The organism is Chthoniobacter flavus Ellin428 (assembly GCF_000173075.1).
GTDB lineage: Bacteria > Verrucomicrobiota > Verrucomicrobiia > Chthoniobacterales > Chthoniobacteraceae > Chthoniobacter > Chthoniobacter flavus.
Window position 1 is genome coordinate 77547 of the sequence record NZ_ABVL01000002.1, and the last position, 22395, is coordinate 99941.

The following is a 22395-nucleotide window of genomic DNA, read 5'->3' on the forward strand; positions in this document are numbered from 1 at the left end:
GGAGTTGCACCCCGTCGCTTTTTGGATTGCCGCTGGCATCGCCGCTGGACTCGCGGTCACGCCGTTGATTTTCCTCATCCTCGACAAAACCGGAAAGCTGAAGCCCGCCCTCCGCAGCGATTTGTGGACGCGCTACAAATCGTGGCTGGTGCTCGCGCCGTTGATGGTCGGCCCATTGCTCGCCGGACGGTTGGCGGCGATCATCGGGGTCGGCGTGCTTTCGCTGGCGTGTTACCGCGAGTTTGCGCGGGCCACGGGCATGTTTCGGTATCGGGCGATCAGCGCGGTCGTCGCGCTTGGCATTCTGCTGCTCACCTTTGCCGCGGCGGATCAATGGTACGGCTTCTTCGTAGCCCTGAGTTCGTTGACTATCTCGCTCCTCGTCATCATCGCGCTCTTCGCCGATCAACCGAAAGGTTACATCCAGCGTGTGGCCCTCGGTATATTTGCCTTCTCGCTCTTCGGCGTGTGCCTGGGTCACTACGGCTATTTCGCCAATGACAAGGACGGGGCGGGGCAGGCTTTCCTCCTGGCCATCCTGCTCTGCGTCGAACTCAACGATGTCTTCGCCTACTGCACGGGCAAGATGTTCGGCCGGCGCAAGCTGGCTCCGCAGACCAGCCCGAACAAGACCATTGGTGGGGCGCTCGGTGCGCTGATCCTGACCAGCGCGCTCTTCGCCACGCTCGTGCACGCCATCGTGCATGGCAGCGCGCTCGATCAACCCGTGCATCTCGTCGCGATGGGCATGCTCCTTTCACTCACTGGACAATGGGGCGATCTCGTGATGTCGAGCATCAAGCGCGATCTCGGGGTGAAGGATCTCGGCGTCACCATTCCCGGACACGGTGGCTTACTCGATCGGTTCGACAGCCTCATCTTCGTCGGCCCAGCCATGTTTCATTACGTGAATTACTTCCTCGGGCTCGGCCTCGATCAACCGGTCCGCGGCATCACCGGGCATTGATGGACGACTGGCAATACAAACCGGCGGGGGACCACGGTCTCAAGCACGAGGAGAGCTTCAAAAGCTTGCGCCGCGAGGTGGGGCTCCTCGGCACGATCACGCAAACGGCGTGGCGCCTGGCGGTGCGCGGTTATTTGCGCGGCTATCATCGGCTGCGAGTGGATGGCGTGGAGCATGTGCCGGCGAAGCCTTCATTTGTCATGGTGGCGAATCACACCAGCCATCTCGATGCGCTCACCCTGGCGGCGGCGTTGCCGTGGCCGTTGCGGCGCTTCGCGTTTCCCATCGCGGCGGGCGATGTGTTTTTCGAGACGCCGGCGGTGGCGCTCTTTTCCGCGATGATGCTCAATGCGCTGCCCATGTGGCGGAAGAGTTGCGGCCCGCATGCCATGCAGCAACTCCGCGATCGTCTCCTCAGCGAACCGACGATCTATGTGCTCTTTCCCGAAGGGACGCGCAGCCGCGACGGCAGCCTGGGTCGTTTCAAGCCTGGCCTTGGGATGATCGTCGCCGAGAGCGAAGTGCCGGTGGTGCCTTGCTACCTGCACGGCGCCCATGCGGCCTGTCCGGCGAATCGGAAAATGCCGCTGCCGCTACCGCTTCACCTGCGGATCGGAGCGCCGTTGACGTTTGGGGCGGTCAAGAACGAGCGCGCCGGTTGGCAGGAGATCGCAGCCAAGCTCGAAGCCGCGGTGAGTGCCTTGCGTGACGCCGGGCAATAGGAGAACAGGAAGGATAGGCGCGATAGGAGTCCTATATCTCCTATTCCTCCCATACCTCCTATTGATTGTCCGGCGGCTTGTCCGCGGAAGAGCCGTCCGTCTTCTGGCGAAAATCGCCCCGCAAACCGCTGACCAACAACCCGACCCCCGTGCCGACAAGCGCGCCGAAGGGCCCGAAGAAGACCGCGCAAACGACCACCCGGGTGATCTTGGCGCTCACCGGAGGTGGTGTCCCCGCGGGGATCCCCGGCGCTTCGGCCAGCGGAGGAGCGGGCAACGGCGCCCGCTCGTGCCCATAGCCTCCGAGGACGGTGAAGAGCATGTAGATCTCCGCGAGGATAAATCCGGCGATGGCGAAAGGTTTGGCAAGGTTACGGCCCGGCATGGGTGCGAACTAGAGCCTCGAGGTGGTCCTGTGTCGAGAATGTGACGAAGAAAATTGAGCCAATAGGCAAAGTTCGTGCTATTTCGTATTTGCAATGAATATGACTTTTCGCCCCTTGAACTGCGCCACCGTGATGACGGGCCTCGCGCTGGCTTTGGGAGCGTGCGGCCATGTGCAACTCACCCACGTTCCACCCGGCGAATCCCTCGGGGGTCGCCATGGCTCGGAAGCCGGATCTGGTCCGTCTGCCGGCGCCGCCGCCTGGAGCCGTCGTCCAACAAGCATCTGCCTCCAATCCCAACGCCGGGATGCGGGAAGGCGACAGGATCTCCCACGTGGCGGACGCTTATTCCCGCGGCGAATTCTGCATGAACGCGGGCAAAGACGACGAGGCCATCGCGGCTTTCCAGGAAGCGGTGAAAATCGACCCCACTTTTACGGATGCCTGGGCGCGTCTCGCCGCTCTTTACGAGAAGAAGGGCGATAACAAGAAGGCCATCGACGCCTTCCGTCGTTCGAAGAAAGTCGCCAAGGGGTAAGCCCGCGATCGGAGTCAGACCTCGCGTAAGGCGCGTTCCACCGCCGTGGGGAGCGCCATCGCGCCATCACCACCCAGCGAGCGGTCGATGTCTTCCAGCCGGCGAATGAGGTCGACGACCTCGCCGCGCGCGTACGGGCCACCGGCGGCCGCGCAAAAGTGGGTGCGGCATCCGAATGGACGCCCTTCGTAGATGAGACAACGCCCCGTGGCGTGATTGAGCAGGGGGCAGGCGCCCTCGATGCTCTCCGGCATTTGCTTGCGCCCGGATGCCCGCACCGCTTTTGCCGCGACGAGCGCTTCGCCCTTGGTGAGAAAGGGAGTGCGGCCGGTGAGCCGGAAGCGGCAGCATTCGGTGCGCTGGACGCACTGGCGCTCGATGGGGCGCTCCGCCAATTCACGATAGATCGCCTTCACGGCCTCCACGGCGGAAGAGGGAGTCAGCGGAGCAGTGCGGCGTTTCATGGATTTCAAACGAACTGGCCGGCGGCATTGCCGGAGGCCCAGGCCCACTGGAAGTTATACCCGCCCAGCCAGCCCGTCACATCCACGACTTCGCCGATAAAAAAGAGTCCCGGCACCTGGCGCGCTTCCATCGTCTTCGAGGAGAGCGCAGCCGTATCGACGCCACCGAGGGTCACTTCCGCTTTCGCATAACCCTCGGTGCCTGGAAACGTGACCGGCCACGCATTCAAGGCCGAGGCGAGGTCCTTCAACTCATGCGCGTTGAGATGGGGCAGCTTCTTCGCCGGCGCATAGCGGGCGCACCACGTTTCGGCAAACCGTCGCGGCCAGAACCGGCTCAACAATGCCTCCGGTTCAATTGACTCGCGGCGCGCTTCGGCCAGCACCTGCGCGGCCTGCCTGCCCGGCAATAGATCAAACGCCACGGCTTCCCCCTCACGCCAGAATGAGGAAATTTGCAGCACCGCCGGTCCACTCACACCACGGTGCGTGAAGAGCAGGTTCTCCTCGAAAGACGTGCCATTGCTGCGCGCGACGACGGGCACCGAGACGCCGCTCAAATCACCCAGGCGCGAGTCTCCCGAGGCGAAGGTGAGGGGAACCAGCCCCGGCCGAATTTCCGTGAGCGGCAAGCCAAACTGCCGCGCCAGGCGATAGCCAAAATCGGTCGCTCCCAATTTGGGAAACGACAGCCCTCCGGTGGCGATGACCAGCGAATGACACTCCAGCGTGCCGGTGTTGGTGGCCAGGGAAAAGCGGTCCGCCTTCCGCACCTCGTTCACCCGGCAATTCAACCGAATCTCCACGCCCACCTGTTCACATTCCGTGAGCAGCAGATTGATGATTTCTCGCGAGCTACTGTCGCAGAACTGCTGGCCCAGCTTCTTCTCGTGGTAGGCAATCCCGTGCTTCTCCACCAGCGCCACGAAATCCCACGGCGTGAACCGGGCCAACGCCGACTTACAGAAGTCCGGCTGGCGTGACAGATAGTTTCCCGGCCCGGCGTTGAGATTGGTGAAGTTGCAGCGGCCGCCACCGGAAATGGTGATCTTCTTGCCTACGCGGTCGTTGTGCTCGATCACGGTGACACGCCGGCCGCGTTTGCCCGCCTGGATGGCACACATCAGCCCGGCCGCACCCGCCCCGAGGACGATCACATCGCGAAATTCCGGTTCAGTGCTCACTCGGAAAGAAGATCGATCTGCGGAGCATGGGTCGGCTTCCACGGGTTGCGTTCGTATTCACCGGCAATGATCTCCGCGCTTTGCCGCTCGCACAGTCGCAATACCGCGGCGACGTCCAGTTGCAGATGCCGCGGGGCGAAGGCGCCGAGGTTTTTTGCCGCCAGCTGAAAGAGCCGCACCGCCGGCCGCAAGCGCCGCCCATGCTTGGGATGCGTCGGATGCAGGAACTGCTTCTGCAGATGGACAAAGGCGCCCGCGACTTGGATCAGGCCTTTGAAAAACGGGTAATTTTCGTCGCGCCGCTCCAGCCACAGATTCTCCAGCACATCGTGGGCTTCGTAGTATTGTTGCTCGTTGAAACACGTAAAAAAGCCCTGGTAACGCGGGTCGAGCGCCAGCGCCGGGTTGGCGCCGAGCTGCTGGACAAAGGCGGAAATGCGTTCGTTTTTTTTCATCGCGCGGGCGGAGGGGCGAACTATTCTGTGTGGTCTTGTGTCTAGCAAGTTGCGATTGATTATAGAGGTGTCCTTCTCGGATGCGCCACGATGACCACGGGCGCGCTGGTAGTCATCGTCATTATCCTGCTCATCCTCGTCGCCGCCTCCGCGGTGTTCTCGGCTATTGAGACGGCGCTCTTTTCGCTGCAGCCCTATCACGTCGAGCGCCTGCGGAAACGCCGGGCGGATTTCGCCGCGGCTCTCGCTGAACTGCTGGAAAACCCGCGTCGCCTCCTCAGCGTCATCCTGCTCTGCGATGCGCTCAGTAATTTTCCGCTGATCCTCCTGTGCCTTTTTCTGTTGCGCGGGATGGAGGGGGCGGTCGTGCCGTTCTGGGTCGCGGCGCTCCTCATCTTCACCCTCGTCGTCTTCGTCTGCGACCTGGTTCCGAAGGTCGCCGCGCTGGTCGATCCCTATCGCTTTACCCGCATCGGCGTGCGGATCCTGCTTCCGCTCATGCCGGTCGTCGACCCAATCTCTCGCGTGCTGCAGCGCATCAGCGAGAAAATCGCCGAGGCCATCACGCCTGCGCCGCTCAAGACCGCCCACTATCTCAGTGAAGAAGAACTCGGCACCCTCGTGGACCTGAGTACGGAACAGGGGGCGCTGCACGAGACCGAGAGCGAAATGATCCATGAAATCATCAAGCTCGGCGACAAGACAGCGCGGGATTGCATGACGCCGCGCGTCGATACTTTTAACCTGCCCGACGACCTGACCAACGAGGAACTCATCCCGCGTCTCCGCGCCAAGCGTTATCGCCGCGTCCCGGTCTACGGCGAAACGCCCGATGACATCGTTGGCATTCTCGATGCCCGCGATTTCCTGCTCGATCCCAGCGCGCCCTATACCGAGCGGCTCCTCCCTCCGTCGTTTGTACCGGAGACGATGAAAGCCCTCGATCTGCTACGCAACTTCCTCAATCACCCGCAGGGCATCGCCATTGTGGTGGATGAACACGGGGGCACCGAGGGCGTGGTCACGCTGGCCGACATCGTCGAGGAAATCATCAGCGACGCCGTGCCCCTCGCCGAGCACGGGCTCTACATCGAGGCCATCGGTGACGGGCAACTCATCGTCAATGGCAGCGCGCGTCTGGAGGACATCAATGAAATGCTCGGTTCGGAGTTGTACGAGGAAGGTATCGATACCATTGGCGGTCTCATCTTTAATCGACTCGCCAGCCTGCCGCGTCCGGGCACGCAACTTGACATCGACGGCTTGAAAATCACCGTGCGCCGCACCTCGCGCAAGCGCGTGGAGGAAGTGCTCATCGTCCGCGAGACGCCGTCCGAAGGCAAAGTGACGGCGGAAGAGGAGGAGGGCAAATGATCTGGCTCGCGGTGTTGATTTGCTTTGTTGTCTCGTTCTGCTTTTCCGGCATCGAGGCTGGCCTGCTTTCCGTGAACCGCGTGCGCCTCAAGCACCGGATGAAACACCGCGACAAAGCGGCGATTACGCTCAACCGGCTGCTCGAGCAACCGGAACGCCTGCTCGTGACCGTGCTGCTGGTGACGAACCTGATGAACATCTTCGCCATGACCCTGGCGACGCAGCAGTTCGTCGAGCACTTCGGCAATGCCGGCTATTTCATCGCTCTAGTCGTCTTCCTGCCCATTTACCTCATCGGTCTGGAGCTATTGCCGAAATCGCTCTTCCGCCGTTTTCCCTATCGCTCGCTGGCGGCGATCAGCGGTCCCTTGCGCCTGGCCGACTTGATTCTTTCGCCTTTCCATTTCGTTGGCTGGCAAATGTCGAAAATGCTGCTCGGTGAGCGGGCCGGAGAAAGGCAAAAGCTCTTCGTCGCCCGCGAGGATTTCAAATATCTGACGATCGAAAGCGAGCGGCAAGGTGCCATCGGCAAGGACGAGCGCCAGATGATTCACAACGTCGTCGACTTCCGCGCCATCAAGGCATCCGACGTCATGCTGCCACTGGCCAATGTGCAAACCATTGCTGCCAGCGTTCCCGTTTCGGAACTCACCGAGCGGAGCCGCCGCTGCAACACCGACCGCTGGCCGGTGACCAATGAAGCTGGTGAGATCGTCGGCCTCATCAACGTGCTCGACATTGCTCTCGATGGCCGCTCCCAGAGCATGATCGAGTCGTATCAACGCCGCATCGTGAAAGTGAACTTCGACGAACCTGCCTACAGCATCGTGCGCAAGCTGCGCGCCGCTCGCGTGACCATGGCCGTCGTCCTCGACGCCACCGGCAAACAGATCGGTGTGGTGACGTGGGAGGATCTGATCCGCCGATTGGTGACGGTTGCCGTGGCGTAGGGACACTGGTCAAGTGAATTGACCAGGCGACGGAGGAAGCGCATGATGCTTCGCCGTGAGCCTGGCCATTCCACGTCCCTCCCTGGTTGAGCAAGCGGCGGAGACGTTGCGCCGGGCGTTGCGCGAGGGCGTGTGGGTGGAACGGATGCCGGGTGAGCGGGAACTGAGCCGGCAGCTCAACGTCAGCCGGCCAACGCTCCGCGCGGCGCTGGAGGTCTTGCACACGGAGGGCTGGGTGAAGGTGGCGCAGGGGCGGCAGCGCCAGATCGTCGGCCGGGCGAAGGGTGCGGCGGTGGAGCGGTTGCGCACGGTCGGTGTGCTCACGCCGTTACCGCTGCAGGAGATACCGCCTTTTGCACTGTGCTGGATGGATCGGCTGCGCGAATTGCTGGCCCAGGCGGGGCTGCAACTCGAAATCCACAGCGGACGCCGCTGGTATTCGCGCCGGCCGGAAAAAGACCTCGCGGCGTTGACCCAGCAGGCGCCGGCGGGAGCGTGGCTGTTGCTCATGACGAACGAGCGCATGCAGCGCTGGTTTATGAAGAGCGATCTGCCGGCGGTGCTTCTAGGTTCGACGTATCCGGGAATCGAACTGGCGTCGGTGGATTTCGACTACCGGGCGGTGTGTCGACACGCCGCCGGGCAATTTTTGCAACGGGGTCATCGTCGGATCGTGCTGTTGATGGAAAGCGAGGAAGGAGCGGGGGATCGCGAGAGCGCCGCGGGGTTTCTGGAAGCCTTTCAAACCAGGACAGGCAGGGTGGCGACGCCGATAATCGTGCATCACGCCGGCACGCCGGAGAGCATTCGACATCATTTGCAGCGGCTCTTCTCGGCCACCGAAACCCCCACGGCATTTTTGGTCGCGCGTTCGATGCCGGCGCTGATGACGGCCAGTGAATTGATGCGACGAGGTCTGCGCGTGCCGCGCGACGTCGCGGTCATCTCTCGCGACAGCGACTACTTTCAAGAATACTTTTCACCACAACTCGCCCGCTACAACGCTGACCCGGAAATCCACGCCCGCCGTCTCTCGCGCATTGTCTGCAAGATGGTCACGGGAGATACGAGCCGCTCGAATTGCGTGCGCATCATGCCCCGCTTTTTTCCCGGCGAATCGCTTGGCGAAGTGAGACGCGGCGCATGATATCGCATTGAATGTGCAGCTTCCCCCAGAACCCATGAGACAAGCTAATTTTCGCTCCGCTTCCGTCACGAATCCGACCAGCGAGGCGAGCAACTATTGTTTACATCCTGTATGTGGTGAATGACGGCAGGAGATTTTTTTCATTGTTCCGTGAAGAAGTTCACCGTACGGGAAAGGGCGAGATTTAAAGCCTAGGTATTTCATGGATCAAAGTCCTCCCAAGACGGTGCGCCGGAGAGAGACGACGAATGGAGTCATCGCCGTCATCTTAATTGCCTTGATCCTCCTCGTCGCTGGTTTCGCGTTCTGGAGCACCTCGCGCATGCTCGACACACTGCAATGGGTGGACCGCACGCGGGAAGTGCGCCTGGAGTTGGAACGCGCCACCGTCCAGATCGTCGACGCGGAAACCGCCGAGCGCGGTTTTCTACTCACCGGCAAGGCGGACTTTCTCGAGACGTTCGAGCCGAGTTTGCAGGCGGCGCACGCCTCGCTGGAGAGGTTGCGGACGTTGACCACGGACAATCCGGAGCAGGTGAAACATTTGGATCATCTGCAGCCTTTGCTGGAGCAAAGGATTACGCGGCTGCGAGACCAGATCAAAGCACGGGAATCGGGTGGACCGGACGCCGCAGTCGGCATGGTCGGAGGGTCGGAGGGACGTCAACTCATGCAACAAGTTCGCGAGGAGATCCGGCAGATGGGCGACGTTGAGGAAATACTGCTCGCCAAACAATCGGAGGCGACACGTTGGGCTTCGCGCACGACGCTCACCGCCGTGGTGCTGGGCAGCGCGGCGATGGTCGTTCTGATGCTGGTGTCGGTGATCACCACCCGCCGTGAATTGCGGGCGCGAAAGACGTCCACGCAGTTGCAGCAAGCGGCCCGGGACTATGCCGAAAGCATTGTGGACACGGTGCGGGAGCCTCTCGTGGTGCTCGATCGGGACATGCGGATCGAGCGCGCCAATCGCGCTTACTACGGCACCTTTGGCTCCAACCCGGAAGAGACGGAACATCACCTCCTGGTCGAAGTTGGCAGTGGTCAATGGAATGGACCGGAACTCGGGAAACTGCTGCAGGAGGCCTTGAAGTTCGACAAGCGCTTCGACGATCTGGAGTGGGAATATCAGCACGCCGACGGCAGCCATAGGACGATGTTGCTCAATGGCTGCAAGCTCTCCCGGCCTGAGAGTCAAAGCGAGGCCGTGCTGCTGGCGATGGAGGACATCACCGTGCGCAAAAAGGCCGAGCAGGAATTGCGGACGAGCGAGGAGCGCTATCGCACGATCGTGGATTCGGTGACCGGCTACGCCATTTTCATGCTTGATCCCGACGGCAAGGTGGCCAACTGGAGCCGCGGCGCTGAGCGCATCAAGGGTTACAAATCGACGGAGATTATCGGGCGCCACTTCTCCCGATTCTATCCGGCGGAAGATGTTGCCGCCGGCAAACCGGAACGCGAACTGACTGAGGCGCGGGAAAAGGGGCGCGTGGAAGATGAAGGCTGGCGCGTGCGCAAGGATGGGACGCGCTTCTTTGCCAATGCGATCATCTCCGCGGTGCGCGACGCCAATGGACAATTGAAGGGCTTCGTGAAACTCGTCCGCGACGTCACCGAGCGCCACCGCATCGAGCAGATGCACGTGCATTTCCGTGCACTGTTCGATTCGTTGCCGGGGCTCTACGTCGTGCTCACGCCCGATTTCGGCATCGTCGCGGTGAGCGATGCCTTTTTGAAAGCGACCATGACGGAGCGCGAGGGGCTTCTCGGTCACAAGTTCTTCGACGTCTTCCCGGATAATCCGAACGATCCGAACGCCACCGGTGAGACCAATTTGCGGGCGTCATTGAATCGGGTATTGAAGAGCCACCGCTCCGAGACGATGGCCATCCAGAAATACGATATCCGGAGGCCCGACGGAACCTTCGAGGAGCGTTACTGGAGTCCGGTGAATTCGCCGGTCCTGGGCGCGGACCGGCGCATCGAGTACCTCATCCACCGCGTCGAGGATGTCACGGATTTCGTGAAGCAGAAACGGGAGGCGGGACAGAACGTGGAAATCAAGAATCGGCTCGATAACATGGAAGCCGAGGTATTCCGCAGTTCCCAACGCGTGCAGGCGGCGAATAACCAGTTACGGGCGGCCAATTCGGAATTGGAAGCTTTCTCTTACTCGGTATCACATGACTTACGGGCGCCGCTGAGACATATCGATGGCTTCGCCGACTTACTCGGTAACCATGCGGGCTCGACCTTGGATGACAAAGGAAAGCGCTATCTCAAGACGATCTCCGATTCGGCCAAGCGAATGGGGGCGCTGATTGACGACCTGCTCGTATTCTCACGCATCGGTCGCGCGGAGATGAAGCGGACAAACGTTAATTTGAATGCGCTCGTCGACGAAGTCATACAGGAGCTGCGTATCGAAACCAGTGCTCGCAATGTCGTCTGGAAGCGACAGGAATTACCCGCTGCAGATGCCGATCCCGCCTTGTTGCGCCAGGTCCTTGTCAATCTTTTGGCCAACGCGGTAAAATATACACGTCCAAAAGACCCTGCCGTGATCGAAGTAGGATATGTGAAAAAAGGTGATGAAGATGCGCTGTACGTTCGCGATAACGGCGTTGGGTTTGATATGACGTACGTGGGGAAGCTTTTTGGTGTTTTTCAACGGTTACATCGGGCGGAAGAATTCGAAGGCACCGGCATTGGTCTCGCAAATGTCCAGCGGATCATCGTCCGACATGGGGGCCGGGTATGGGCGGAAAGTCAGCTGGGAGAGGGAGCTACCTTTTATTTCACCTTGCCAATTGCGAGCGGCTCTAATTTATCCATTGCCGAACCAGTTACTTCATCACATGACAGCCAAAGTTAAGCGTATTCTCCTGGTCGAAGATAGCGAGCATGACATCGAGCTGACCCTTGCGGCACTCGAGACCCACAATGTAGCCAATGAAGTGGACACCGCGCGCGATGGAGCTGAAGCGCTGGATTACCTATATCGACGCGGCAAGTTTGCGGATCGCCCCAACGATCTTCCCGTCGTGGTCCTGCTGGATTTGAAAATGCCGAAGGTCGATGGCCTGGAAGTCCTGCGGCAGATCAAGGCCGATCCGGATATGAAAAGGATTCCGGTGGTGATGCTGACGTCCTCGCGGGAGGAGCAGGATTTGGTGCGCAGTTACGAACTGGGGGTGAACGCTTATGTGGTGAAACCCGTGAACTTCACGCAGTTCATGGACTCCGTAAAGCAGCTCGGGTGCTTCTGGGCGGTCATCAATGAACCGCCTCCCGTGACGCCGGTGATTGCATGAACTCGTCGCAGCCAGCAGGGGACGGAATTCGCCGAGTGCGGATTATCCATCTTGAGGACAATCTGCTGGATCGGGAATTGGTAGCGGCGATGCTGGAAAACAACGGCATCGATTGTGAGATGGTTTACGCGCAGGATCGCGAGACCTTTCAAACGCTCCTCGAAAAAGAAGAAGCGGACCTGATCATTTCGGATTTCTCGTTGCCGGGATACGACGGCGGCCGGGCCTTGGAACTCGCGCGTGAAATGCGCGAGGAAGTTCCGTTCATCTTCTTTTCCGGCACGCTCGGTGAGGAAGCCGCCGTCGAAAGCCTGCGGAATGGCGCGACGGATTACATCCTGAAACAGCGCCCCGAGCGTCTGGTCGCCGCCGTGCGGCGCGCCCTGAAGGATGCCGCCGCCCGCCGGGCTCGCGAACGCATGGTCGAAGAGTTGCACGAGCGCGATGGGCTCCTGCGCAACATCATGGAGAATGTGGAAGACCTCGTGTCGGTGGTGGACCTTCAGGGCCGTGTGGTGTTGAGCAGTCCGTCGCATCGCAAGCTTTTCGGCATGGCCACACCGGCGATCGGGAGCGATTTCCTGGCCCACGTTCACCCCATCGACCAGGATCGGATCAAGGGCGTTTTCGAGCGCACGATCGAAGAAGGCTCCGGCCGCGCCGTTGAATATCGCATGCTGCTTCCGGACGGAGGCGTCCGCTTTCTCGAAGCGCGCGGAAAGACCATGTCCGACCCGGGCGGGGGCAAGCAAAGCGTGCTGTGGGTGGCTCGGGATATCACCGAGCGGCGACTGGCGGAACAGCAAATCCTCGAGCAGGCGGCTTTGCTCGACGAAGCGCGTGACGCCATCTGCGTGAACGATTTGGATCAGCGCATTCTCTTTTGGAACAAGAGCGCGGAGCGTCTCTACGGATGGAATGCCAACGAGGCACTGGGCCGCAATGCCAACCAATTGCTCTGTCAGGACCGGGTGGCCCTGATGGCGCTCAAGACCCTGATCCAAAAAGGGGAATGGCATGGCGAGTTGCATCAGTCGACCCGCGCCGGCATGCATCTGGTGGTGGCGAGTCGATGGACCTTGATCCGCGACGAAATCGGAGCGCCGAAATCCATTCTCGTCATCAATACGGACATCACCGAAAGCAAAAAAGCCGAGCAGAAAATCGAGGAGCAAGCCGCCCTGCTCGACAAGGCACGCGACGCCATTCTGGTGTGCGACCTGAACCAAAGCATCGTTTACTGGAACGAAGGGGCGAGCCGCCTTTACGGCTGGGCGCCCGAGGAAGCGGTGGGCCGGCAGGTGCATGAAATCCTTTTCGGCAAGGAGCCGGCTGACTGGACAGGCATCCGCCGTGCAGTGAAAGAAAAGGGCGAGTGGATCGGCGAATTGCGCCAGCAGACGCGGCAGGGTCGTGAACTCGTCGTGCAATGCCGCCAGACTCTGGTGCTCGATGCCTCGGGCCTGCCCACGTCGGTGCTTTACATCAACAGTGACATCACCGAGCAGAAAAAGATGGAGGCGCAATTCCTCCGCACGCAGCGCATGGAGAGCATCGGCGCGCTGGCCGGAGGCATCGCTCACGATTTGAACAACGTCCTCGGCCCGATCATGATGGCGGTGGAGGTCATCCAGAATGATCCGCGCAATCCCGGCAACAAGGGTTTGCTGGAACTGGTGGGCACCAGCGCGAAGCGCGGCTCTGAGTTGGTGAAGCAAATTCTTTCCTTTGCCCGCGGTATCGATGGGGAGAAGACCATTCTCAAGATGCCGCAGCTCGTGAGCGAAGTGGTGAAACTGGCGAGCGACACTTTCCCGCGCGACATCACCGTGCGCTCGAAGGTGGCCGAGAATTTGCCGCAAGTGGAAGGCGACGCCACGCAGATGCACCAGATTTTGCTCAACCTTTTCGTCAACGCGCGGGACGCGATGACCAGGGGCGGAAGCATCAGTATCGATGTGGGTGCCGTAACGCTGGACCGGCGGCTGACCAAATTTTATCGCGACCCGGTCTCCGGCCAGTTCGTGGAGATCAAGGTTTCCGATACCGGCAGTGGCATTCCGGCCGATGTCCTGCCGAAAATCTTCGAGCCATTTTTCACCACGAAAGAGGCCGGCAAAGGGACGGGCCTCGGCTTGTCCACTGTCCTGGGCATCGTGAAGGCGCATGGGGGCTTCTTGGAAGTGGCGAGCGAAGCCGGGAAGGGGACGACCTTCTTCATTTACCTGCCCGCCACGGGGATCAAGACGCCGGCAGACGCACAGGATGAAGGGCCGGAATCCCTGCATGGCCACAACGAAGAAATCCTGATCGTGGATGATGAGTCGGCGATTCTCGAAATCACGCGGGAAACGCTGGCCGCTTACAACTATCGCGTGCTCGCCACGAACAGCGGCGACGAAGCCGTTTCGCTCTTTGCGCAGCACCAGACGGAGATCGATCTCGTCATCACCGACATCCTCATGCCGGGAATGGATGGCCCCGCGCTGATCCATGCGCTCCGCCGGATGAAGCCGGATGTGCGACTCATTGCCGTGAGTGGCGTGCCCTCGAATGCGCAGCGGGCGGAAGTGCAGACCTTTCTGAAAAAGCCGTATAACACCGCGACCCTGCTGAAGGCGGTGCGCACGGTGCTGGATTCCTGAGATAAGAAGAATAGGAGCGATAGGAAGAAGAGGACGCCCATACCTCCTATCCTTCCTATCGCTCCCATCTTCCTCGCCCCAAAAAGCGAAGGCGCTCTCCTGACGGAAAGCGCCTTCATTTTGGCGGCGATAAGCCGAATTCTGTTCCGGCACAGTTGCCCGCGCCGGTGACGATCATTTCTCTCGACCCGCTTGCGCGGATCGCCGCACGCCTTGCGACGTGCTGGTGCGACTATTACCCGGGAGTGGCTCTACCCAAGGCTTTCGCCCGAGGTAGAGCCGGGCAGGCGGCCCAGCTCCCTGTTTTGCCTTGCACCGCATGGGGTTTGTCGTGCCCCGGGGCTTGCGCACCGGGCGGTGGGCTTTTACCCCGCCTTTTCACCCTTACCCGCGACTTGCGCCGCGGGCGGTTTGTTTTCTGTGACACTTTCCATCGCGCCAGGCTTGGGCCCGGCGCCTCCGCGTGTTTTACGCGGCATGCTGCCTTGTGGTGTTCGGACTTTCCTCTGCCAGCTCGCGCCGACAGCGATCATCTGCCACCGCTTGGACTATGCCGTGAAGGCATGCTTTCGGCAAAGGCAATTTATCCTCCAAGGGGGGAATGGCCACAAAGAGGCATAAAAGACACAAAAGTTTTACCGTCCGGATCCTTTTGAAATTGAGGCGACACGCGGGCAAAGTTACATCTCGCCGTTCCTATGGCCGAAAACGATCCTTCGAAGACTTCCACACCGTCTTCCGGCGGCGCAGGCATGTTTCTGTTTTTCGCCGTGGGGCTGGCGCTGATGTTCGTTGCGGTCGTGATTGGCTGGAAGCTGAGCCGGCCCAAACTGGACTCGAAGCCGATCGTGGCTGCCACGCCGACACCGGCGCCCGAGGCGCCGCCGGAAAAGCCCTCCGTGACGAGCGCGGAGCGGCAGGAGGTGCTCAAGCGCATCGACCGGATGCCAAACGTCACCGCCGAGAACAAGGAGCGACTCTACGCCTACGTGGAACGTGCGCAGAATCTGCAGCGTCTGCTCACCGTATCCTTCGAAACGGGCCGCACCCGTGTTTCGGAGAAGGAGACGGCGCGGGTGGTGAAAGCAAGCAAGCAAGCGTCGTTCACCGCGATGGCGCGGGATGCTGCGGCGATCTTCGTCGTGCTCGGTTACGCAGACCAGCACGGCGATGAGAAGAAGAACCTGCAACTCTCCACCGAACGCGCGACGAGTGTGATGGACCTATTGCGCAAGCAATGCGGCGTGCACAACGTCATTCAGACAGTGCCGATGGGCAGCCCGCTGCTCTTCGATCCGAAGAACCCCGGCGAGAATCGGGTCGCGGAGATCTGGACGCTGGTGCCGTAGCATTCCTTAATCCTTAATTTTTGATCTTTAATCGTTAATCCTTAATCCGGCCTGCGAGATTAAGGATTAAGGATCAAAGATTACGATTAAGAGTCATGCTCATGCCGTGCTTCCTCCCGAAGACGTCGGTTCCAATGTCACCGTGCCGCGGCGCTCGAGTTTTCCCCAACCGGTGCGCTCCCCGAGGAAGGCGCGGAGGACGGCTTTCCAAAGCACGGCGTACATGAGCTGCCGGTAAAAGAAGCGTTGCAGGAAGAGCCACGGGAGCAGGCGCCAGCCATCCCGATCGATGGCCACGGCCACGGCAGCGCCGGCGAGCTCGACGGCGTAGAAGAGTGCGTAGAAAAGCAACGTCTGCTGGAGCAATGCGCCCGGTGGAGTGGCCGCCTGGTTCACGATGCCGAGGTAGTGCTCCGAGAACCACGACGAACCAAAGGACCAGAGCGAATACAGTACCTGCAAATCGACCAGCGGCGCGATGACCTGGAAGAGAATCTGAAACAGCCACAGCGTGGGCAGTCCCACCCAGCCAAACCACCCGTAGCGGAAGAGCGCGCGGCGGTGCTTCCACAAGCATTGCAGTGTGCCGAAGCTCCAGCGAAAGCGCTGCTTGAAAAAGGCCTGTGTGGTGGCCGGCGCTTCGGTGAGCGCGACCGCCCCAGCCTCGGTCTCGATCTTCCAGCCCTTGCGGCGGATGCGCCACGTGAGGTCCATGTCCTCGGCCAGCGTGTCGGTGAGATAGCCGCCGACCTCATCGAGAGCAGTGCGCCGCCAGGCCCCGATCGCGCCGGGCACTACGGTGACCGCGTTGAGCTGCGCATAGGCGAGGCGATCCACGTTCTGGCTGGTGATGTATTCCAGCGCCTGCCAGCGCGTGATGAGATTGATGCGGTTGCCGACTTTGACATTGCCGGCCACGGCGCCCACCCGTGGATCGCGGAAGTGCCGGATAAGCCGCGTGATCGTCTCCTTGCGGAACTGCGTATCCGCGTCGAGCCCCACGATGATCTCACCCTTCGAGACGAGGATACCGTGATTCAAGGCCGACGCCTTGCCGCCGTTGACCTGGCGGACCACCCGCACCTTTTCGTGGCCGGCGAATTCCTGCTCCACGGCGTCGGCGGTGCCATCGGTCGAACCGTCGTCGACAAAGATGATCTCCATGTGGGGATAATCATTGGCGAGCACGCTGCGGATCGTGCGACCGACCACGGACTGTTCGTTGTAGGCGGGAATGATGATGCTGACGAGTGGCGGATTTTCAATTGGCCGACCGCGGGGCTTGGAGCGGAAATAGACCCAGATGGCGAGCGACGTGACAAACGCCACGCGAGCAATGCCCAGCGCAATGGCGACGACAAATGCGATGCTGAGAAATCGCAGGATGCCAAAGATCAGCGCGAACATCAGCCGGTCGATGGAAGTGATGAGCTTCTCGCTCGTGGTCAGCGAGGGCATCACCTGCTCACGGGTGGCGCCGGCGAGATCGGACACGCGCACGAATTGGTAACCCTGCGTCCGAAGCTTCGGCACAAAAATGGAGAGCGCCTTGACTGTCGCGGAGCGATCGCCACCCGCATCGTGGAGCAGGATGATATTCGCCTTGAGGCTGCCCACCTGGTCGATCACCGACTTGGCGATATCCTCGGGCGTCCGGCGGGTCTGGTAACCGAGTTCGCCCTGCCACAGGTTCCAATCCTGCGGATCGATGAGTTCGCCGACCATCGCATAACCGAGGTGCGCAGCGGTCACGATCGGCCGCACCTCTTCCGCGCTCGTGGGCTCCGCATCAGCCTGATAAGGCGGGCGAAACCAAATGGTGGACCGGCCGAGGATCCCTTGCAGCGCGCGCTTGGTGCCGTTGATTTCCAGCACTTCGCGGTCGGTGCTGACCACAGCGAGATTCGGATGCGTGAAAGTGTGGTTGCCGATTTCGTGACCGTCCTGCCAGATCTGCTGCACGAGCCCCGGATACGTCGCCGCATTCTGGCCGATGACGAAAAAGGTCGCAGGAATTTGTTGCTCGCGGAGGGCCTGCAAAATCGGCGGCGTAAACTCCGCGCTTGGGCCGTCATCGAAAGTGATGGCCAGTTTCTTCGGCTGATATCCCCGGCGCTGGATGACATAGCACGAGGGGAAATGCTGGTACTGCACGTCGGTGCACAGGCCGCTCTTCTCATCGAAGGTCAGCTTGCGACTGCCGGGACTGGGCTCCGCGACCACGGAGAGGATCTCGCCTTCGCCGGTGAATTCGACGGCATAGGGGAAGCTGATGTTTTCGAGAGCAGCGCCGTTCGCTTCCTTCATCAGGACATGGCGATCGAGCACCGACCACACCGTCGGATCTTCCGAGCCGAGCAGCCACAATGCTGCGCCGCGCACATTGGCCTGCCGGCCGAGCGACCATTGATTGAAAGCGGTGACACCATCGAGGAACCACACCTTATGCTTCACGCCTTTCTCGTCGGCATACTCGAAGCGCGGGTTCAGACTGTCGCTATCCAGGCGGACGACCTGCTCGGCCTGTCCCGCCGGACCGTAGTCTCGGGCGCGCAATAGTGCATTGTGATAGGTGATGTCCTCGGCGGTCTTCTGCCCGTCCGTCCAATCGTAGCCGTAGGCGCCGATGCCGAGCACGAGCTTGTTTCGCGGGACGACCTTGATCGCGTCGAGGAGGAGCTTCGACGTCCAACCCACCGAGGCGATCGGCCCAGGAGCCGCGCTGGAATCGTGCTCGTCGTAGGCCATGAGTACGATGAAGTCGTTGGCTTTGACGTAGACCGGCATCGCCTTGCTCTTCAAACGCTCAGCCTCGAGATCCATGCTCAGGCCGAGTTTGGCGGCGTGCAGCGTATCGCCGAGCAGCTTCACGAAATCGCCGAGCTTGAGGTAATCGGCTTCCTGCAAATTTTCGAAGTCGAGGTTCAGTCCCTGGTAGCCCTGCTGCACGAGCCAGTCGCGGAGAGCGGCGGCGACTTTCTGCTGATTCGCCGGGCTTTGCAGGAGCTTGTGGGCGCGAGCGGGATCGAAATTCGGATCGCTGTAATTGTTCAGGCTCGGCCAGATCTGCAGCGCGTGTTGTTGGGCAATCTGCTTGACCTCCACGGAGCGCGAACTTTCGGGCACCTGCCAGTCGGTGAGATCAAGCGCGGCGCCATCCGCCGAGAGGTGCACCCAGTCGGGAATGACGTGCGTAATGCGGTCGGCGTTATTGCGCAGTGAGTTGAGCCCGGTTTCCTGCCACGGAGCGTAGAAGCCGACCACGATCTTGGGCAACTCAGGTTGGCCGATGGGGGGCGTGACTTCCAGGGTCGACGCGGCCTTGGCGCCCGCCTTTTTGGCGGTTTGCTGCTTCTCGGCTTTCTCGATCGCCGCGAGGGAGTCCTGGCGGTAGCTCTCGAGCAATTGATTGCTCACCGGTGCGCGCCGCGTGGAGTAAATGATCGGCGATGTGCCCGGCTTGGGCGCGACCGGCGCGGTGGTATCGAGAATGGCGAGATTGGCCCGGCCGCCGGTGCGATTGCGCAGGCTGAAGAAGAACGCCGAGGCGATGACCACCAGCAGGAAGAGGAGCACTGTGGCCAGCAGGCCGATGAGCAGCTTTCGGCGACCGGTGGGATCGGAAAATATCTGCGGAGTATTCAAGGACGACGGCTCTTTTTACCTCGAGTCTGGCTCGGATGTTTCTGCGGTGAAAATGGCGGTCGCCTGGGGGAGGACGATCGGGAAGGAATTCGTAGCGGGCAGGGGGTGGAGTGTCGAGCGTGGAGGGTGCGGTGATGAGTAAGCAGTAATCAGTGAGGTTCGACTGATACTAAATACTAAATACTGATCACTCTGCAGGGCCGCCCCCGATTCCGCAGTCGTAAAATCTCAACACAGCTCAACCGATCACCTCGACGACTTTGCCCTCGGTATCCTTGATTTCGCTCTTTACGACCTGAACGACAAAATTGGGAAATTGAGAAATCATGTAGGTGCCTTGTTTGGGTATCACGGTTCGGACCAGCGCGTGTGCTGCGGCGGCAGTGAGATGAACAACCAGTTCTTCCTCGCCCATCGCATTCCACGCGCATTCGTCTGCGGGAGCGAAGTGGACACGTCCTTCCCTGGAGGCCACGTCCAGCGATCGACCAAACGGGATACGGTTGGGGAGCACGGTTACGAAATTACGGACACCATTGGCCCCCAGCGTGAGGACCAAGCGTTCGCTGCGCAGCAACGGGCGCTCGAGTTTCCAGCTTGTCGCGCCCACGAAAAGAAAGGCGGTCGACGAGCCATCCCGTTCGATGCCCGCCTGAATTGTGCACGCGATTGAAAGGTCATCGGTGAAAGACGACCGCGTCAGATCCGTGATCCACAATGGTAAATGCGGCTGGATGGTTTCGAGTAGTCGGCTTGTGTCCCACGCTTTGGCAGTGAAGAGCTCGTCGAGCGTAATGCCGACGACTTGCAGAAAAGTGAGCTCGCCGTTGGGCGTCTGGATTCGGCCCAATTCGGAATCCTGGGCGATGGCGATGGCACGAATCTTCGTCTCCACGCCCAAGGCAATCGGACCATTGAGATCCATGTAATGCCCGGCATCGAAGACATTCCCTGACGAGAAAACATAGCGCGCTAGATTCTGCAGAAAGTTCAGCACCCAAGTCGAAGGCGGCTCATCGAAAGTCTCGGTGCGCAGGCGAAAAGTAAGCTCAAAGCCGTATCCGCTGCATTCCGTATCCTCCGCTTCTTTCGCGTAGAGCTCGGAAAAACCGAAGGTCACGAAATGCCAGTGTGGGACGGGATCCGTCCGTCGATAGGCCGAAATTCCATCGAGCGGATCATTCCCCCCAAGAGAAAAGCGCATGATCGTTCCCCAATGCAGCGGCTCCTGCTCGCCGTAGATTGGCTTCAATGTGCGGTTGATTGCGTCCCAACCGGGGGTGGCATCGTCGTTACTCATGTCTTCAGCGAGTACGAGGAGACTCTCGCAATTCAATCTCGAAGTGCGCCGTCGCCGATTTGTTCAAGAGCTCACTGTCTGCGCCGCCGAGGCGAGGCCAAGATGCGCCTGCAACTTGCCGCAGAGGACGATCCAGCCTTCGGCGCCGCAGCGGCGGAAGATGGCGTGAGCGGCGTTGAGTTCCAGCGCGGCGGCATCGCGGTCTCCTTCGGCGGCGAGGAGCATGGCGAGGCGCATGCGCGTGTGAGCGGCGGCGATGGGGACTTCCACTTCCGTCCAGGCGCGCAAGGCGGCGCGCAACAGCGTGAGGCCTTCGGCACGATTTCCTTCGGCGAGGGCGAGTTCGCCGCGAGCTTGAGTCGCGTAGGCTTGCAACGCGGCGGTCGAGGCGAGATCGGGATCGCGCTCGAGCTCGGCGATGGCATTGCGCGCTTCGTCGAGCCGGCCGGAGGTGGCCGCGGCGATGCAATACTGGGCCAGCGTGCGACCGCGGCGCGAACGAACGGACCAGGCATTCTCCGCCAGCGTGCGTGAGAGCAAACTGGCGGCGCCATGGGCATCGCCTTCGACCATGCGGAGCAGGGCGTGATCGAATTGCGAATCCCAGCCGAGCTCGGTGGCGTGCGCGAGTGCTTTGCGTGCTTCCTCGAATTCGCCTTTGGCGAGCAGGATCTGGCCGAGCACGCGCCAGCCTTCTCCTTCAGCCCACGGCGCATCCTGGGCGAGCATTTCGCAGGTCGCGCGGATTTCCTTTTCCGCCTGCCGCAGTTCGCCGCGGGCGGAGAGCAGTTCCGCACGATGAATCTGGCACAGCCCCGGGTAAGCGGTGATGCCTTTGTCGCGACTCCAGCGGGTGAATTGCACGGTCCAATGACCGGCGCGCTGCCAGTCGGCCCGCGTGATGCACGAGTAGATCGCGCCGCAATAGATCAGCCCGCCGGCCCAGGGGCTGAGGTCATTCGCCGCCACGGAGGCACCGGCCTCGTCGATCGCCGCCAAGCCATCGTGGATGCGGCCGAGGAAAAGACGCGCCATGCCGATGTAGACCAATCCAAGGCTCTCGAGATCGGAGTCTTCGAAGCGTTCGCCGACTTCGCGTGCGCTTTCCGCCAATTTCAGGGCTTGTTCGACATTGTTCTGATACAACACCATGCGGCAGCCGAGCAGCGCGAGGTAACCCTGCTCGCGGCAGGGCGGCTCGTTTTCCAGCAGGCGTGCGGCGCGTTGATACCAGCCATTCGCGAGGATCGGCTCGCGCCATTCCAGGCGCAGTTGACCGAGGTGAATGGCCACCCAGGCGGCGCGCACTTTGTCGCCGATCTTCGTGTAAGCGGCTACGGCGCGTTCGAGTGGCGGGATGGCATTGCGGGATTGCCCGGCGTGTTGCGCGGCTTGTGCCCAGAAGTGCAAATCGTCGGCGCTGAGGCTCGCGATCTCGTCCATTTCCTCAAACGCCGCCACGGCCGACGCCCAATCGAAGCGACGGCAGGCGTCGTGTGCCCGCTCCAAGGCAGTGCGCGCGGCGGGATGCTCCGTTTCGGTTTCCGCTTCGCCGCAATCCGCATGTTCATCGCAAAAGCGGTAGCCCTTGCGAGCGTAGGTGCGGATCATATCGGCCGCATCCGCTTCGGCCAGAGCCGTCCGGGCGAGGCTGATCGCGCGTTGCAGCGAGCCGTCGGCGACGGTCACATCCGCCCAGAGCGTATCCAGCAGCTCATCCTTCGAGACGACCCGATCGCGGTTCTTCACCAGGTAGACCAGCAGGTCGAAGACGCGGGGCTGTAGGGGCAGCACGCGGTTTCCAGTTCGCAATTCACGCGCCGGTTCGTCGATCTCGAAAGATGGGAAACGGTGCACCATGGCGTGATTGTTTCGCCCGGTTTCAAGAGCGAATCATTACAGATAAGGAAATAATCAGGTCTTGAAAAGGACTTTGCGCAAACCGTCAGCGA

At 61.0% G+C, this 22395-nt stretch carries 17 protein-coding genes and 1 other RNA gene; 10 read left to right on the top strand and 8 right to left on the bottom strand.

From position 1 onward, the window contains the following. Positions 1-4: 4 nt before the first annotated feature. On the top strand, positions 5-967 hold the full coding sequence (locus tag CFE428DRAFT_RS03195) for a phosphatidate cytidylyltransferase (RefSeq protein WP_042724333.1): 963 nt from the start codon (positions 5-7) through the stop codon (positions 965-967). Continuing rightward, a complete protein-coding gene (locus tag CFE428DRAFT_RS03200; protein WP_006977993.1) occupies positions 967-1689 on the top strand; it encodes a lysophospholipid acyltransferase family protein in 723 nt (240 codons plus the stop codon). The genes CFE428DRAFT_RS03195 and CFE428DRAFT_RS03200 overlap by 1 nt, the downstream gene beginning before the upstream one ends. Before the next feature lie 58 nt (positions 1690-1747). On the opposite strand, the gene CFE428DRAFT_RS03205 is transcribed toward CFE428DRAFT_RS03200, so the two are convergent. Then, entirely contained in the window at positions 1748-2074 is a 327-nt protein-coding gene (locus CFE428DRAFT_RS03205) for a hypothetical protein (protein ID WP_006977994.1), read from the bottom strand. A 170-nt stretch (positions 2075-2244) separates the two neighbouring features. Here CFE428DRAFT_RS03205 and CFE428DRAFT_RS03210 point away from each other — a divergent pair, with 170 nt between their 5' ends. Then, complete coding sequence (locus CFE428DRAFT_RS03210) at positions 2245-2613, top strand: tetratricopeptide repeat protein (protein ID WP_006977995.1); 369 nt, start codon at positions 2245-2247, stop codon at positions 2611-2613. Positions 2614-2627: 14 nt separating this feature from the next. Here CFE428DRAFT_RS03210 and CFE428DRAFT_RS03215 read toward each other — a convergent pair whose 3' ends face one another. The 3 genes from CFE428DRAFT_RS03215 to CFE428DRAFT_RS32865 are packed head-to-tail and all read right to left on the bottom strand — an operon-like array spanning position 2628 to position 4716. Then, positions 2628-3077, bottom strand: coding sequence for a YkgJ family cysteine cluster protein (locus tag CFE428DRAFT_RS03215; RefSeq protein ID WP_006977996.1), 450 nt, complete (start codon positions 3075-3077; stop codon positions 2628-2630). 5 nt (positions 3078-3082) lie between these two features. Then, a complete protein-coding gene (locus CFE428DRAFT_RS03220; RefSeq protein ID WP_006977997.1) occupies positions 3083-4261 on the bottom strand; it encodes a BaiN/RdsA family NAD(P)/FAD-dependent oxidoreductase in 1179 nt (392 codons plus the stop codon). After that, positions 4258-4716: a DUF309 domain-containing protein gene (locus CFE428DRAFT_RS32865; RefSeq protein ID WP_006977998.1), complete on the bottom strand. Its 459-nt coding sequence runs from the start codon at positions 4714-4716 to the stop codon at positions 4258-4260. Before CFE428DRAFT_RS32865 ends, CFE428DRAFT_RS03220 begins: the two co-directional genes overlap by 4 nt. 90 nt (positions 4717-4806) lie before the next feature. Here CFE428DRAFT_RS32865 and CFE428DRAFT_RS03230 point away from each other — a divergent pair, with 90 nt between their 5' ends. From CFE428DRAFT_RS03230 to CFE428DRAFT_RS32875, 6 genes are all read left to right on the top strand, one after another. Continuing rightward, positions 4807-6090, top strand: coding sequence for a hemolysin family protein (locus CFE428DRAFT_RS03230; protein WP_006977999.1), 1284 nt, complete (start codon positions 4807-4809; stop codon positions 6088-6090). Further along, entirely contained in the window at positions 6087-7040 is a 954-nt protein-coding gene (locus tag CFE428DRAFT_RS03235; protein WP_006978000.1) for a CNNM domain-containing protein, read from the top strand. Before CFE428DRAFT_RS03230 ends, CFE428DRAFT_RS03235 begins: the two co-directional genes overlap by 4 nt. Before the next feature lie 55 nt (positions 7041-7095). Next, positions 7096-8187 carry a substrate-binding domain-containing protein gene (locus tag CFE428DRAFT_RS03240; protein ID WP_006978001.1) on the top strand — a complete coding sequence of 364 codons (1092 nt, stop codon included), beginning with the start codon at positions 7096-7098 and terminating at the stop codon, positions 8185-8187. Between the two features lie 202 nt (positions 8188-8389). Beyond that, positions 8390-11065 carry a PAS domain S-box protein gene (locus CFE428DRAFT_RS35295; protein ID WP_006978002.1) on the top strand — a complete coding sequence of 892 codons (2676 nt, stop codon included), beginning with the start codon at positions 8390-8392 and terminating at the stop codon, positions 11063-11065. Continuing rightward, on the top strand, positions 11049-11504 hold the full coding sequence (locus CFE428DRAFT_RS03250) for a response regulator (protein ID WP_006978003.1): 456 nt from the start codon (positions 11049-11051) through the stop codon (positions 11502-11504). Before CFE428DRAFT_RS35295 ends, CFE428DRAFT_RS03250 begins: the two co-directional genes overlap by 17 nt. Positions 11505-11539: 35 nt before the next feature. Further along, positions 11540-14149: a PAS domain S-box protein gene (locus CFE428DRAFT_RS32875; RefSeq protein WP_049975525.1), complete on the top strand. Its 2610-nt coding sequence runs from the start codon at positions 11540-11542 to the stop codon at positions 14147-14149. A gap of 117 nt (positions 14150-14266) precedes the next feature. On the opposite strand, the gene rnpB is transcribed toward CFE428DRAFT_RS32875, so the two are convergent. After that, an RNA gene (rnpB, locus tag CFE428DRAFT_RS33025) (RNase P RNA component class A) lies at positions 14267-14691 on the bottom strand. 156 nt (positions 14692-14847) lie between these two features. Here rnpB and CFE428DRAFT_RS03260 point away from each other — a divergent pair. After that, on the top strand, positions 14848-15498 hold the full coding sequence (locus CFE428DRAFT_RS03260; RefSeq protein ID WP_042724336.1) for an OmpA family protein: 651 nt from the start codon (positions 14848-14850) through the stop codon (positions 15496-15498). A gap of 99 nt (positions 15499-15597) precedes the next feature. On the opposite strand, the gene CFE428DRAFT_RS03265 is transcribed toward CFE428DRAFT_RS03260, so the two are convergent. The 3 genes from CFE428DRAFT_RS03265 to CFE428DRAFT_RS03275 all read right to left on the bottom strand — a co-directional run bounded on the left by CFE428DRAFT_RS03265 (position 15598) and on the right by CFE428DRAFT_RS03275 (position 22303). Then, positions 15598-19143: a trifunctional glycoside hydrolase family 18/polysaccharide deacetylase/glycosyltransferase family 2 protein gene (locus CFE428DRAFT_RS03265; RefSeq protein WP_006978006.1), complete on the bottom strand. Its 3546-nt coding sequence runs from the start codon at positions 19141-19143 to the stop codon at positions 15598-15600. Positions 19144-19381: 238 nt separating this feature from the next. Next, positions 19382-20443 carry a suppressor of fused domain protein gene (locus CFE428DRAFT_RS03270; protein WP_006978007.1) on the bottom strand — a complete coding sequence of 354 codons (1062 nt, stop codon included), beginning with the start codon at positions 20441-20443 and terminating at the stop codon, positions 19382-19384. 63 nt (positions 20444-20506) lie between these two features. Further along, positions 20507-22303 (bottom strand): winged helix-turn-helix domain-containing protein, encoded by a 1797-nt coding sequence (locus CFE428DRAFT_RS03275; RefSeq protein WP_006978008.1) that lies wholly within the window; start codon positions 22301-22303, stop codon positions 20507-20509. Between the last annotated feature and the right edge of the window lie 92 nt (positions 22304-22395).

Bases quoted from the DNA above. Each gene is read 5' to 3' on its own strand.
- CFE428DRAFT_RS03200 (WP_006977993.1), top strand. From the start codon at position 967: ATGGACGACTGGCAATACAAACCGGCGGGGGACCACGGTCTCAAGCAC.
- CFE428DRAFT_RS03205 (WP_006977994.1), bottom strand. From the start codon at position 2,074: ATGCCGGGCCGTAACCTTGCCAAACCTTTCGCCATCGCCGGATTTATC.
- CFE428DRAFT_RS03210 (WP_006977995.1), top strand. From the start codon at position 2,245: ATGTGCAACTCACCCACGTTCCACCCGGCGAATCCCTCGGGGGTCGCC.
- CFE428DRAFT_RS03215 (WP_006977996.1), bottom strand. From the start codon at position 3,077: ATGAAACGCCGCACTGCTCCGCTGACTCCCTCTTCCGCCGTGGAGGCC.
- CFE428DRAFT_RS32865 (WP_006977998.1), bottom strand. From the start codon at position 4,716: ATGAAAAAAAACGAACGCATTTCCGCCTTTGTCCAGCAGCTCGGCGCC.
- CFE428DRAFT_RS03230 (WP_006977999.1), top strand. From the start codon at position 4,807: ATGACCACGGGCGCGCTGGTAGTCATCGTCATTATCCTGCTCATCCTC.
- CFE428DRAFT_RS03235 (WP_006978000.1), top strand. From the start codon at position 6,087: ATGATCTGGCTCGCGGTGTTGATTTGCTTTGTTGTCTCGTTCTGCTTT.
- CFE428DRAFT_RS35295 (WP_006978002.1), top strand. From the start codon at position 8,390: ATGGATCAAAGTCCTCCCAAGACGGTGCGCCGGAGAGAGACGACGAAT.
- CFE428DRAFT_RS03250 (WP_006978003.1), top strand. From the start codon at position 11,049: ATGACAGCCAAAGTTAAGCGTATTCTCCTGGTCGAAGATAGCGAGCAT.
- CFE428DRAFT_RS03260 (WP_042724336.1), top strand. From the start codon at position 14,848: ATGGCCGAAAACGATCCTTCGAAGACTTCCACACCGTCTTCCGGCGGC.
- CFE428DRAFT_RS03270 (WP_006978007.1), bottom strand. From the start codon at position 20,443: ATGAGTAACGACGATGCCACCCCCGGTTGGGACGCAATCAACCGCACA.
- CFE428DRAFT_RS03275 (WP_006978008.1), bottom strand. From the start codon at position 22,303: ATGGTGCACCGTTTCCCATCTTTCGAGATCGACGAACCGGCGCGTGAA.